We start from the raw sequence: 12,593 nt of genomic DNA on the forward strand, positions 1-12,593 counted from the left end.
CAAATATTCAGGAGACTTCGATGATTTCGTGGAAAAAAACCGTGCTGGCCTGCGCAGTGTTGGGCCTCACCTGTACCGTGGCGCAGGCCAAGCCCATCCGTATTGGCGCGGCGGTGTATGGCCTCAAGGGCGAGTTCATGCAGATGTGGACCAACGCGCTTAAGGCACAGCCCGCGGTCAAGGACGGCACGGTGCAGCTCACGGTATTCGACGGCAACTACGACGCGCTCACCCAGAGCAACCAGTTCGACACGATGATCACGCAGAAATACGACGCGATCATTTTCGTGCCGATCGACAAGGCGGCGGGCGCCGCCGCCGTGGCGAAAGCCGCCGCGGCACACATTCCGGTTATCGGATCGAATACCCTGGTGTCCGGCGACAAGCTCACGTCCTATGTTGGTAGCAACGACGTGATCGCGGGACAGATGGAAGCGGAGGCGATCGTCAAGGCAATCGGCGGCAAGGGAAATGTGGTGATCCTCGAGGGTCCGATCGGTCAGTCCGCGCAGATCGATCGTTCGAAGGGCATCCAGGACGTGCTGTCGAAGACGCCGACCGTCAAGGTGCTCGAGCATAAGACGGCGAACTGGTCGCGTGCCGAGTCGCTGGCGCTGGTCGAGAACTGGCTGACCGCGCATCCGGGGCAGATCACCGGCATCATTGCGGAGAACGATGACATGGCGCTCGGCGCTATCCAGGCCCTGAAATCGAAGGGCCTCGATCCGAAGAAGGTCCCGGTCGCCGGTATTGACGGAATTGTCGACGGTATCGCGGCAGTCAAGCGCGGCGAAATGACAACCTTCTTCCAGGACTCGCAGGCGCAGGCGCAAGGCGCACTGGACGTCGCGCTGCGTACAGTCGTCGGTTCGTCTTACAAGCCGCGCTCGGACGTCTGGGCGGGATACGGCGCGAAGATGCCCTGGGACGACGGTACTGCGAAGTCCTACGCGGTGCCCTGGACGCAGGTCACGCCGGCAAATGCCCAGGAGATTCTCAACAAGATTCCCAAGAGTAATTAATCAAGGAGTGGAGCGATGTCGGTTAATTCAACGACCCCTTTCGATATCACGGACCGCATCGCGGTCGTGACCGGTGCGGCAAGCGGTATCGGGCTTGCCGTTGCCGGGTGCCTTGCCGCCGCGGGTGCGCGCGTCGCACTGCTCGATATCAACCCGGCCGTCGAGGCCGTCGCCCGGACGCTGCCCGGTGGCCCCGACCGGCACGTGGGTATCGCAGCGGATATCACCGCCGCTGGGGCATCGGACAACCTGGTGCGGCGCGTGACCGAAGCGTTAGGCCCTGTCGACATCCTGGTCAACAATGCCGGCGTCGCTCTGCTTGAGAACGCGGAAACACTGTCCGAAGAAGCCTGGGACCGCACGATGACGATCAACCTCAAAGCGCCGTTCCTCCTTGCGCAGGCCGTCGGCAAGCAGATGCTGGGCCGTGGCGCTGCTGGCCGGATCGTGAATCTGGCTTCCCAGGCGAGTGTTGTCGCACTGGAGCGTCATGTGGCGTACTGCGCGAGTAAGGCGGCAATCGTCGGTATGACAAAGGTGCTCGCGCTCGAATGGGCGAAGCACGGCATTACGGTCAACGCCGTTTCGCCCACGGTCGTCGACACCGAACTGGGCAGGAAGGCCTGGGCGGGTGCGGTGGGCGAAGCGATGAAGGCCAAAATTCCTGCAGGGCGATTCGCACGCCCCGACGAAATCGCCGCGTTGATCCTGTATCTGGTCAGCGACGCGGCGGCCATGGTCAACGGCGAGAACATCGTGATTGATGGCGGCTACACCGCCCAGTAACACTACTCAAGATGTAAAGGAACGGTATGAATCGCGTCATTAACAACCCTGATCTCGTTGTCGAGGACATGCTCCGCGGCATCCTCGCGGCACACCCGGAGCTGCGCGCCGCACCGGAGAATCCTCGCGTTGTATCGCATGCGCACGCTCGCCAGAAGAACCGCGTGGGTATTGTGACCGGAGGGGGATCAGGACACGAACCGGCTTTCATCGGCTATGTCGGGCGCAACCTGGTGGACGCCGTGGCCGTCGGCGAAATCTTCTCGTCGCCGACTGCGAAATCATTCTTTGACGCTTTCAAGGCGGCCGATAGTGGCGCAGGCGTAGCGTGTCTTTACGGCAATTACGCCGGCGACAATATGAATGTGAAGATGGCGATGAAGCTGGCCGAGCGCGAAGGCATTCGCGTGCGCACCGTTGTCGCAAACGACGATGCCGCATCGGCGCCGAAAGACGAGATCGAAAAGCGGCGCGGCGTTGCCGGTGAAATCGTGATGTGGAAGGTTGGCGGCGCGCGGGCGGCCCAGGGTGGCACGCTCGATGAAGTGATCGCCGCGGCCCGCAAGGCCGTGGACTCGACCCGCTCGATCGGTATCGGCCTGTCCGCCTGTACGATCCCGGCGGTCGGCAAGGCCAACTTCGTCATCAAGGATGGCGAAATGGAAGTCGGCATCGGTCATCATGGAGAGCCTGGTATCCTGGTCCAGCCTACTGTTCCCGCGCGAGACATGGCGAGACTGATGCTCGACAGGCTGCTGCCGGATCTGCCGTTCGCCACAGGCGACAAGGTATCGGTCCTGTTGTCCGGTCTTGGCGCGACGCCGGTGATGGAGCAATACATTCTGTATGGCGAGGTCGCCGACTATCTGCGCGAAGTGGGAATCGACATCCAGTTCTCGTTCGTCGGCAATCTGTTCACCTCCCTGGAGATGATGGGAGTAACGCTGACCTTGACGAAGCTCGACGATGAACTGAGCGCCTGCCTCGCGCATCCATGTCAAAGCATCGGACTCAATGTGGGAGACGCACGATGACTGAAACCGTTAAATTGGCCGACGCTGGCGGAGTCGTCGTCGATCTCGTTCGCATCATCAATGCGAATCGCCAGTATCTGAGCGAAGTCGACGGCGCCATCGGCGATGGCGATCATGGCATCAACATGAGCAAGGGCTTCACCCAGTGTGGTGAACATCTTGCCGCACGCGGAGCGGTACCGTCGCTCCCGGTGGCCCTGGGTGATCTGTCTTCGGCGCTCATGGAAGGGATTGGTGGTTCGATGGGGCCGCTCTACGGGACTTTCTTTCTCGGCATGAGTGACACGCTTGCGGACCACGCCGAGCTCGACAAGTCCCTTTTCTATCGGGCGCTCGTTGCCGGTATCGCCTCCGTAGAGGAGATCGGCGATGCGAAGGTCGGCGACAAGACACTGATCGACACGCTGGTTCCTGCGCGTACGGCGTATGAGGCGGCGCTGGAAGAGGGTAAGAGCTTCCGGGAATGTATCGGTGCGATGGTGATTGCCGCTGAAGCCGGGATGAATTCGACCCGCGACCTGCGCGCCCGTATCGGACGGGCAGCCCGGCTGGGCGACCGTTCGATTGGTGTGCTGGACGCCGGTGCGTGTTCCTGCTTCCTGATCCTGCGCAGCATGGGCGAATCGATCACGCATCTGCTGGACAGCACGGCAGTGCCCGCTGCCTGACGTCGTAACCGTACCCGAAGACCAGATGCCGGAGCCTCGTCGAGAAAAACGCGCGAGGCTCTAATATATTAATTTAGGTATACGAAATAGTGGTGATTCATGCCTCATGCTAATCCGACCCGGACCGAACTTGCTAACGCAGTGCGGTTTCTGGCTATCGACGCCGTCCAGGCCGCGAATTCCGGACATCCCGGTATGCCGATGGGAATGGCGGATATTGCCGAAGTACTGTGGCGCAAGTATTTGAAGCATGATCCGGCGGCGCCGGATTGGGTTAACCGGGATCGCTTTGTGCTGTCAAACGGTCACGGTTCGATGCTGCTCTATGCGGTGCTGCATCTGAGCGGTTACGACCTGTCGATCGATGATCTGAAGCGATTCCGGAAATGGCAGTCGGTCACACCCGGGCACCCCGAACGGGGCTTGACGCCTGGTGTCGAGACGACCACCGGCCCGTTAGGGCAGGGTCTTGCCAATGCCGTCGGCATGGCGATGGCTGAACGGTTGCTGGCGACCGAATTCAACGAGCCGGGATTCGATATCGTCGATCACCACACCTATGTGTTTCTCGGCGACGGCTGCCTCATGGAGGGCGTCTCGCATGAAGCGTGCTCGCTCGCCGGCACATGGCATCTCGGCAAACTCATCGCGCTTTATGACGACAATGGCATTTCGATAGATGGCCATGTCGATGGCTGGTTCACCGACCAGACCGCGATGCGGTTCCGCGCATATGGCTGGCATGTCGTCGAAGGTGTGGACGGACATGATCCGCTGTCGATCGAGCAGGCGATCGAGGCAGCGCATGCGGAGCGTGACCGGTCGACCTTGATCTGCTGCAGGACGGTGATCGGACATGGCTCGCCCAATCGGGCCGGCACTCACGACGTGCATGGCGCCCCGCTCGGCGCCGACGAAATCGCGGCCACGCGAGCGCATCTTGGCTGGAATCACGCGTCATTCGAGATTCCCGAACCCGTTCGCAGCGCATGGGATGCGCGAGCAGCGGGCCGTGAACGCAACCTGGCCTGGCGCACGCTGTTCGAAGCTTATCGCACCCGCTTTCCGGAAAAGGCCGATTACTTCGAATCCCGTATGCACGGCAGTCGCCGCGAGCGATCCGCCGAAGTGATCGAACGCCTGCTGGAGGGCGGTGACTGGTTCGAGCAGAAGATGGCGACCCGCAAGGCGTCGCAGAAATGCCTTGACCTGCTGGTGGGTCGACTGCCTGAACTTCTGGGCGGCTCGGCAGACCTGGCGCCGTCGAATCTCACCATGGTGCCGGCTTCCCGTGCGGTCGTACCCAACAGCACGAATGGACCTGGAAACTACATCCACTACGGCGTTCGCGAATTCGGCATGGTCGCGATCATGAACGGTGCTGCCCTCCATGGCGGTTTTCTTCCGTATGGCGGAACCTTCCTGGTGTTTTCCGACTACGCGAAGAATGCGCTTCGTATGGCGGCGCTGATGCACCTGCAATGTGTCTATGTTTTCACCCACGATTCGATTGGTCTCGGCGAGGATGGGCCCACCCATCAGCCGGTCGAGCATGCGGCGATGCTGCGCCAGATTCCGGGGATGAACGTATGGCGACCGGCGGACACGGTCGAAACGGCATTTGCATGGGCGGCAGCACTGGAGACCACTGACGCGCCGACCGCGCTGCTGCTTTCGCGCCAGAATCTGCCGCCGCTTTCCCGCACCGCGCAGGCGAGGGCGCAAATCCGGCAAGGCGGTTATGTGCTGTCGGAGGCTGTCGGCGGCAAGCCGGACATCGTTCTGATCGCGACGGGTTCCGAAGTGGAGCTGGCGCTGAAGGCGCAGACTGCGCTCGCCGATCAGGGCATTGCCGCACGGGTCGTTTCGATGCCGTCGACCACGACCTTCGATAACCAACCGCTTGCGTACCAGCTTTCCGTTCTGCCGCCAAAGATCCGGCGCGTGGCAGTTGAAGCGGCAGCTGGCGATTTCTGGCGGAAGTACGTCGGCTTGAGCGGCGCCGTGGTTGGGTTGTCGCACTTTGGCGAGTCGGCTCCAGCCGAGACGTTGTACGAAGCGTTCGGTATTACGGTGGACGCGATCGTGGACGCGGTGAGCCGCACGCTCGAGCTGGAACAGGGGATCGTTGATTAGCCGCAGCGCGCGCGATAGCGCCAGAACGGCCGACGCCAGAACGATGTCGTGATCGTTCACGAGATCAATTTAACGACGTTCGCCGCACGGCGACATTACTTCCTGGAAACGACATGGCGCTGATTTCATTGCGGCAGTTGCTGGACCACGCAGCGGAGCACGCGTATGGCGTGCCGGCATTCAACGTCAATAACCTCGAGCAGGTTCAGGCGATCATGCAGGCGGCCGCTGACTGCGATAGTCCGGTCATCATGCAGGCTTCCGCCGGCGCGCGGAAATACGCAGGCGAAGCGTTTCTGCGGCACCTCGTCGTTGCGGCGATCGAGACTTACCCCGACATCCCGGTCGTGATGCATCAGGACCATGGGGCGTCGCCGGCTGTTTGCCTGGCCGCGATCCGCAGCGGATTCAGCAGCGTGATGATGGACGGTTCACTCATGCCGGATATGAAAACCGTTGCGACCTACGACTACAACGTTGAGGTGACGCGGGCCGTGGTGGAGATGGCGCATGCCGTCGGGGTGTCAGTCGAGGGTGAGCTCGGATGTCTCGGTTCGCTCGAATCGGGCATGGCGGGGGAGGAGGACGGCTCCGGTGCCGAAGGCATGCTGACCCACGACATGCTGCTGACCGACCCCGAGCAGGCCGCCGGTTTCGTGCAGCGTACCGGGGTCGACGCGTTGGCCATTGCGATTGGTACGTCGCACGGCGCCTATAAATTCTCCCGCAAACCGTCGGGCGATATTCTCGCGATCGACAGGATCAGGGAGATTCATCGCCGCCTGCCCAATACCCATCTGGTCATGCACGGATCGAGTTCGGTGCCGCAGGAATGGCTTGAGATCATCCGCGAGTTCGGCGGCGAAATCCGGGAAACGTACGGTGTTCCGGTGGAAGAGATTTGCGAGGGCATTCGTCATGGCGTACGCAAGGTCAACATCGATACGGATATCCGCCTCGTAATGACCGGAGCAATACGGCGCTCACTCGCGCAGCGTCCTTCTGAGTTCGACGTTCGGCGATTCCTCACGGACGCACTTGGCGCGGCCCGTGACCTGTGCCGTTCCCGCTTCGAGGCATTCGGCAGTGCCGGACAGGCACACAAGATCAAGCCCGTTGCGATGTCTGCGATGGCAGGGCGCTATGACCACGTGCATCACGGGTAATGGATTGCGCTGGCACGAACGTGCGATGCGTTCAGCGGACTCAGGAATCTCGTTGGGATCAGATCAATGAAAGCACAGTTATTGGTGATTTTTGGCGGCACGGGAGACCTTGCCATGCGCAAGCTTCTTCCCGCGCTGTATCAGAACCACCGGGAGGGAACGCTCCCGGACGGCATGCGCATCGTTGGCGTCGGCCGGGAGGGGTTGGAACGAGGCGGCTACCTCGAAAAGGTACAGGATGCCTTGCGTCAATTCCTGCCCGTCACCGACTTCGATGACGCACATTGGACCACTTTCTCGTCGCGCCTTGAATTCGTTCAGATGGATGCGCTGGTGTCAGCGGACTACGCACGGCTCGCTGCAACATTGCGATGGCAGGACAGCCGGGCGCAGATCTTCTACCTTGCCACGCCTTCGGAACTGTTCGTTCCGATATGCGCCGGGTTGAACCGGGCAGAGCTGGTTTCTGCCACATCGAAGGTCGTTCTCGAAAAACCGCTAGGCCATGATTTGCCCTCCGCTCAACAGATCAACCGGGAGGTCGGTGCGATATTTCGCGAGCACCAGATCTACCGGATCGATCACTACCTCGGCAAGGAGACCGTACAGAACCTGTTTGCGCTGCGGTTTGGCAATGGCATGTTCGAACGTCTCTGGAACCGCGACGGGATTCGCGATGTCCAGATCACGATTGCCGAGCAGGTGGGCGTCGAGGGGCGCGGCGCGTTTTACGAGCGCACCGGCGCAATGCGGGACATGGTCCAGAATCATCTGCTGCAGCTACTGTGCATACTCGCAATGGAGCCGCCGCTGAGCCTCGAAGCGGACGCGGTGCGCGACGAGAAGCTCAAGGTTCTTCGCTCGCTCAAGCCGCTCAGCGCGGCCGACGTGGCACGGCAGACCGTGCGTGGTCAGTACACAGCCGGCGAGATGCATGGTGCTCCGGTTGCCGGCTATCTGGACGAGCCGGACATTGGTGCCGATAGCCGGACGGAGACATTCGTCGCGCTGAAAGTGGAGCTGAATAACTGGCGCTGGGCAGGCGTGCCCTTTTACCTGCACACCGGCAAGCGCCTGCAGAGTCGCGTCGCCGAGATCGTCGTCAATTTCAGGGATGTGCCGCATTCGGTGTTCGGCTCGTCCACGACGGCCAGTCACGGTAACCGTCTCGTGATCCGGCTGCAGCCGGACGAAAGCCTGAAACTCTATCTGATGACCAAGGCGCCGGGTGATGAGATGACGGTCAGGCCAGTGAGTCTGAATCTCGAATTTTCTTCGGCATTCTCGACGAGACGAAGGGATGCCTACGAGCGGCTCCTGCTCGATGTGATCCGGGGCAGACTCACACTTTTCATGCGAGGCGACGAACTCGACGCAGCATGGCAATGGGTCGACCCGGTGATCGACGCCTGGCGCGAGCAGGATCCTCCCGCGCCCTATGCCGCAGGAGGCGCTGGCCCCGATGCAGCCCTCGCGCTAGTCGGGCAAGGTAGCGTCGCGCCATGCGACGCGTGAGATTTCATCGCTGTTGTATGCATGTCGACGGAGCCTCCTCAACCCCGTTGATTCCACCGATCACGAGTAGTTCCTGCCAGGCGGACCGAACATGACCCACATAGCTAGCACTGAGCACATCACGCTGTCCTCGTTTTTCGCGAACGCAGCACGTGATGAGCGAGCCCCGGCGGCGCTCGTCACGCTCATCGAAGCCGTTGCCGATGCGTGCTCGTCCATCGCAACCGCTGTCGAGCGAGGCGTTTTCGACGGCGCATCTGGAAATGCCCATTCCGAGAACGTGCATGGAGAGGCACAAAAGAAGCTCGACGTCGTGTCGAACGACATCATGATCGACGCGGTCGGGTCGGCTAGCTGTCTTCGCGGACTGGCGTCGGAAGAGCTCGAGTCGGTTCAGGTGACCGGGCATGGGCAATCGGCGGATACCTCCGGTTATCTGCTCCTTTTTGATCCGCTCGACGGCTCCTCCAATCTTGAGATCAACGGCATTGTCGGAAGTATCTTTTCCGTGCTTGCTGCTCCGGCGTCGGGCGCCGTAATCGACGAGCGCCATTTTCTGCAACCGGGCGTGAAGCAGGTCTGCGCGGGGTATGCGATCTATGGTGCGACGACGATGTTCGTGCTGACCACGGGGCACGGCGTCGACGGGTTCACGTTCGACAGGCAATCGGCATCATTCGTTCTGACCCATCCACAGATCCAGATCCCGGAAAATACCCGCGAGTTTGCGATCAACATGTCCAACGAGCGCTACTGGGAAGCGCCTGTGCGCCGCTATGTCCGTGAGTGTGTCGCGGGCGCGTCGGGGCCTCGACAGACGAATTTCAACATGCGATGGATTGCATCCATGGTCGCGGAGGTGCATCGAATCCTGATGCGTGGGGGCGTTTTCCTCTATCCGCGGGACAACAAGAATCCCCAGCTTGCCGGACGGCTGCGGCTGACCTATGAGGCCAATCCGATGTCGTTCATCGTCGAACAGGCCGGCGGGTTGAGCACGACGGGCGAGACCCCGATCATGGAAGTCCAGCCGGACGATGTCCATCAGCGCGTTCCCGTCATCCTCGGGTCAAGGCTTGAAGTGGAGCGCCTGCTTCGATACCACGACGAGGTCGCGGCCGTTTGATCGCCATGAAAATACCCTTGCAACCCGTTCGGCCAGTGGGGCGTCGAGCTCGGCATTGATTGCCAGGGCGCGTGCCAGACTGTGCGGATAGAACCGCTCCGTGGCGGTGTCGCTCCTGCCGGTTTCCTGGCTGACAGATGCGGCGACTGCTCGCAAGCGGTCGCCGTCTGCTTCTTCCTTCAAACTTCTAACGCTGCGCGAGGTGGATTCCCGCGAGCATGCAACGCACGGATCCTCCGGCCATTTCGATCGTGGGCACGCGCAACGGCAGCAGTTGCGCCGAGCGCTCGATGAGCGCTTTTTGTTGCGCTGTCAGCGAGGACACAGCCCGTTCGGACAGCGCAAGGACACGGCCGTCCTTTCCCGACAGCTCCAGTGCATTGCCCGCAAAATTGCCGATCTGCGAACCGTCCAGCGTGATGACAGCGCGGCCGCTTTCCAGCAGGCGTTTTCGTACCTCGTCGCGTCGACGCTCGTTCTGGATCAGATCGAGACCGATAAGTGCAAATTCGGTCGCGACGCTCATCATCACGTTGGTGTGATACACCGCACGACCGGCCGGATCGGCCGTGTCGAAGCACATCGGCTCGAAATTGAAATGCGTGCAGAACCGTTCGAGCGCCACTGGGTCCGCGCGGCGCGAGCGCGCCGCATACGCGATGCGCGCGATGTGATCCAGCACCATGGCGCCTGTGCCTTCCAGAAACACATCGTCGTGTTCCAGGCCCGAATAGTCGATGACGTCCTGCACGCGGTACCCGGTCTTCAACATTTCGATCACGTCGGTCCTGCGTTCGCGTCGCCGGTTGATCGAATGCATCGGATAGACCGCGACGTGTCCGCCTGGATGTGTTGAGAACCAGTTGTTCGGGAACACCGAATCAGGCGTCTGGTTCTCGCCGTAATCGTCGAATACGTGAACGCGTACGCCTGCCGCCTCCAGCGCTGCCGCAGCGGCGCTAACTTCGTCGCGCGCGGCCGCCGCAAGCGATGCACCTTCGGCGTGGCTGCGGATCTCGCCGGAACGCTGGAATGCGTTGTCGGTGGCTGTTTCCGGGTTGGGGTGGAAGCAATGCGGCCGGATCATGACTACGGCGGCCGGCGCCTGAATCGACAGGAGGCTCATGAAATTTCTGATGGATGGCAGGAGTACGGGGCTGGAACGGGCGTGGGGCTGTTGTGCCTATCGGGAGAACGCTAACGCGTCGGCACGTGCTGGCGCGGTAGCGGCCGTAGCCAGTTCGCCGAAGAGATCCTTCGGATCGGCGGCCGGCGGAATCAGTGCAACGTCGATGCCGACGTCGTGCTCCTGCGCGAGCGCGTGCAGATAGCGAAGCGCGGAATAGTCCTCGAGCGCAAAACCGACCGAGTCGAATACGGTGACCTGAGCGGCGCTCTCCCTGCCGGCCGTTTCGCCGCGCAGCACTCGCCACAGTTCGATGACGGGCGAGTCGGCGGGCAACTGCTGGATGTCGCCCTCGATGCGGGTTTGCGGCTCGTACTCGACGATCACGCGGCTCATCCGCAGCACGTCCGAGTGCAGTTCGGTCTTGCCGGGGCAGTCGCCGCCCACGGCGTTCAGGTGCATGCCGGGCTCGATCATGTCGGGCGTGACGATCGTCGCGCAGGTCTTGTCGGCCGTGACCGTCGTGACGATATCGGCGCCTCGCACCGCCTCAGCGGTCGACGATGCGCGAACGATCCGCAGCGCCGGCCATGCGGACAGGTTGCGGATCAGCTTGTCGGTTGCGCGCGCATCGACATCGAACACGCGAATCTCATCGATGCCGAGCAGCGTGTGAAACGCGATTGCCTGGAATTCGCTTTGTGCGCCGTTGCCGATCAGCGCCATGCGTCGCGAATCGGGGCGAGCAAGGGTGCTTGCGACGAGCGCCGAGGTTGCAGCGGTGCGCAGGGCGGTGGTCAACGTGAGTTCGGAGAGGAACAGCGGATAGCCGGTATCGACCGATGCGAGCGCGCCGAACGCCATCACCGTGTGAATGCCGCGCTCCGCGTTGATGGGATGCCCGTTGACGTATTTGAAGGCGAACAGCTTCGAGTCGGCAACAGGCATCAATTCGATCACGCCCACCTGGGAATGACAGGCGACACGCGGGGACTTGTCGAAATCGCTCCATCGAAGATAGTCCGCGCGAATGGTGTCGGCGAGTTCGCTCAGGAATCGCGGCACACCGATATCGGCGACGAGTCGGCAGGTGGCGGGTACGTCGAGAAAGCGGGTCATGGTCATGCCTCCGTTGTTGATGTGGGCTCCAGCTCGGGAGCGATAACGGAATTATTCCGTCGGACCTCGCCAACAAAAAGATGACAAACCTCGCAAATTTTCCGGTGCAAGTGTCAAAATGCTAAGGCTAAATGGCGTTTTGTACATAACGGGCGCGGACGTTGCGCTGAGCGACGCGGAAAAACGCAAAACGCCGTGACCGGCAACACAAAATGGCAACAGGAAATGATCAATCTCGATGACATCGACAGGCAGCTCATCGCGCTGTTGCGCGACAACGCGCGCATGTCGGTCGTGACGCTCGCGAAGCACTTGCGCGTTGCGCGTGCGACGGTGCAGAACCGGCTGACGCGCCTTGAGGAAAGCGGGGTGATCGTGGGCTACACGGTGCGGCTGAAACCGGCGGCGGAGGCGCACCGGATTCGCGCGCTGATGTCGATCGCCGTCGAAGGCAACCGCGCGGCCGACGTGCTGAAGGTGCTACGCGGGCATCCGAATGTCGCGACGATCCACAGCACCAACGGGCGCTGGGATCTCGTCGCGGAACTGCGGGCGGATTCGCTGGAGAACTTCGATCGCGTGCTGGGTGCGATCCGGTTGATTGACGGCATCGCGAGTACCGAGACGAGCATCTTTCTTTCGACGCACAAGATGTGAGCCGGCAGTCTTCGCTTCGGCGACTTGACCGATGCGCGTTCGCACGCGCATCGACGCCTTCACGGTCCGCGTGTTCGATACGACGGGTCGAGTCCTGTCTGATCAGGTGGTGACCGATTCGCTGGCCGGGATCGTGCTGATCGTCGGTAGTTCGATCGCGATTGCGATCCGGCGCAAGGAACCTGAAGCGCTCAACGTCTGACCGGCCACACGACGCACGGGTAGCGCGTCACAAGCC

12 protein-coding genes are annotated in these 12,593 nt (G+C 61.6%); 10 read left to right on the plus strand and 2 right to left on the minus strand.

All coding sequences use genetic code 11. From position 1 onward, the window contains the following. Positions 1–20 precede the first annotated feature (20 nt). From P3T16_RS05790 to P3T16_RS05825, 8 genes are all read left to right on the plus strand, one after another. A complete protein-coding gene (locus tag P3T16_RS05790; protein ID WP_429341530.1) occupies positions 21–1,022 on the plus strand; it encodes a substrate-binding domain-containing protein in 1,002 nt (333 codons plus the stop codon). 15 nt (positions 1,023–1,037) lie between these two features. Continuing rightward, positions 1,038–1,808, plus strand: coding sequence for a GolD/DthD family dehydrogenase (locus P3T16_RS05795; RefSeq protein WP_429341531.1), 771 nt, complete (start codon positions 1,038–1,040; stop codon positions 1,806–1,808). Between the two features lie 26 nt (positions 1,809–1,834). Continuing rightward, entirely contained in the window at positions 1,835–2,842 is a 1,008-nt protein-coding gene (locus tag P3T16_RS05800; RefSeq protein WP_429341532.1) for a dihydroxyacetone kinase subunit DhaK, read from the plus strand. Further along, complete coding sequence (gene dhaL, locus P3T16_RS05805) at positions 2,839–3,510, plus strand: dihydroxyacetone kinase subunit DhaL (RefSeq protein WP_429341533.1); 672 nt, start codon at positions 2,839–2,841, stop codon at positions 3,508–3,510. Before P3T16_RS05800 ends, dhaL begins: the two co-directional genes overlap by 4 nt. 99 nt (positions 3,511–3,609) lie before the next feature. After that, on the plus strand, positions 3,610–5,646 hold the full coding sequence (tkt, locus tag P3T16_RS05810) for a transketolase (RefSeq protein ID WP_429341534.1): 2,037 nt from the start codon (positions 3,610–3,612) through the stop codon (positions 5,644–5,646). A 113-nt stretch (positions 5,647–5,759) separates the two neighbouring features. Beyond that, the gene (gene fba / locus P3T16_RS05815) at positions 5,760–6,812 is read left to right on the plus strand and encodes a class II fructose-bisphosphate aldolase (protein WP_429341535.1); all 1,053 of its coding nucleotides are present in this window, start codon (positions 5,760–5,762) and stop codon (positions 6,810–6,812) included. A 66-nt stretch (positions 6,813–6,878) separates the two neighbouring features. After that, positions 6,879–8,327 (plus strand): glucose-6-phosphate dehydrogenase, encoded by a 1,449-nt coding sequence (gene zwf / locus P3T16_RS05820; RefSeq protein ID WP_429341536.1) that lies wholly within the window; start codon positions 6,879–6,881, stop codon positions 8,325–8,327. Between the two features lie 91 nt (positions 8,328–8,418). After that, positions 8,419–9,453, plus strand: coding sequence for a class 1 fructose-bisphosphatase (locus P3T16_RS05825; protein WP_429341537.1), 1,035 nt, complete (start codon positions 8,419–8,421; stop codon positions 9,451–9,453). A 187-nt stretch (positions 9,454–9,640) separates the two neighbouring features. Here the strand turns inward: P3T16_RS05825 and ctlX are convergent, their stop codons facing one another. Together ctlX and P3T16_RS05835 are read right to left on the minus strand one after the other, a co-directional pair. Further along, positions 9,641–10,579, minus strand: coding sequence for a citrulline utilization hydrolase CtlX (gene ctlX / locus P3T16_RS05830; RefSeq protein WP_429341538.1), 939 nt, complete (start codon positions 10,577–10,579; stop codon positions 9,641–9,643). 57 nt (positions 10,580–10,636) lie between these two features. Then, the gene (locus tag P3T16_RS05835; protein WP_429341539.1) at positions 10,637–11,698 is read right to left on the minus strand and encodes an ornithine cyclodeaminase; all 1,062 of its coding nucleotides are present in this window, start codon (positions 11,696–11,698) and stop codon (positions 10,637–10,639) included. 225 nt (positions 11,699–11,923) lie between these two features. Between P3T16_RS05835 and P3T16_RS05840 the strand changes: the two genes are divergently transcribed. Then, positions 11,924–12,355, plus strand: coding sequence for an Lrp/AsnC family transcriptional regulator (locus tag P3T16_RS05840; RefSeq protein ID WP_429257798.1), 432 nt, complete (start codon positions 11,924–11,926; stop codon positions 12,353–12,355). Between the two features lie 31 nt (positions 12,356–12,386). Continuing rightward, the gene (locus P3T16_RS05845; RefSeq protein ID WP_429341540.1) at positions 12,387–12,557 is read left to right on the plus strand and encodes a hypothetical protein; all 171 of its coding nucleotides are present in this window, start codon (positions 12,387–12,389) and stop codon (positions 12,555–12,557) included. The last annotated feature ends 36 nt before the right edge of the window (positions 12,558–12,593 follow it).

The sequence above is a fragment of the Paraburkholderia sp. GAS42 genome, from assembly GCF_050436565.1.
Classification (GTDB): domain Bacteria; phylum Pseudomonadota; class Gammaproteobacteria; order Burkholderiales; family Burkholderiaceae; genus Paraburkholderia.

Excerpts from the sequence above, each read along its gene's own strand:
- zwf (WP_429341536.1), top strand. The coding sequence starts at position 6,879 with ATGAAAGCACAGTTATTGGTGATTTTTGGCGGCACGGGAGACCTTGCC.
- dhaL (WP_429341533.1), top strand. The coding sequence starts at position 2,839 with ATGACTGAAACCGTTAAATTGGCCGACGCTGGCGGAGTCGTCGTCGAT.
- P3T16_RS05800 (WP_429341532.1), top strand. The coding sequence starts at position 1,835 with ATGAATCGCGTCATTAACAACCCTGATCTCGTTGTCGAGGACATGCTC.
- P3T16_RS05845 (WP_429341540.1), top strand. The coding sequence starts at position 12,387 with ATGCGCGTTCGCACGCGCATCGACGCCTTCACGGTCCGCGTGTTCGAT.
- P3T16_RS05840 (WP_429257798.1), top strand. The coding sequence starts at position 11,924 with ATGATCAATCTCGATGACATCGACAGGCAGCTCATCGCGCTGTTGCGC.
- ctlX (WP_429341538.1), bottom strand. The coding sequence starts at position 10,579 with ATGAGCCTCCTGTCGATTCAGGCGCCGGCCGCCGTAGTCATGATCCGG.
- fba (WP_429341535.1), top strand. The coding sequence starts at position 5,760 with ATGGCGCTGATTTCATTGCGGCAGTTGCTGGACCACGCAGCGGAGCAC.
- tkt (WP_429341534.1), top strand. The coding sequence starts at position 3,610 with ATGCCTCATGCTAATCCGACCCGGACCGAACTTGCTAACGCAGTGCGG.
- P3T16_RS05790 (WP_429341530.1), top strand. The coding sequence starts at position 21 with ATGATTTCGTGGAAAAAAACCGTGCTGGCCTGCGCAGTGTTGGGCCTC.
- P3T16_RS05835 (WP_429341539.1), bottom strand. The coding sequence starts at position 11,698 with ATGACCCGCTTTCTCGACGTACCCGCCACCTGCCGACTCGTCGCCGAT.
- P3T16_RS05825 (WP_429341537.1), top strand. The coding sequence starts at position 8,419 with ATGACCCACATAGCTAGCACTGAGCACATCACGCTGTCCTCGTTTTTC.
- P3T16_RS05795 (WP_429341531.1), top strand. The coding sequence starts at position 1,038 with ATGTCGGTTAATTCAACGACCCCTTTCGATATCACGGACCGCATCGCG.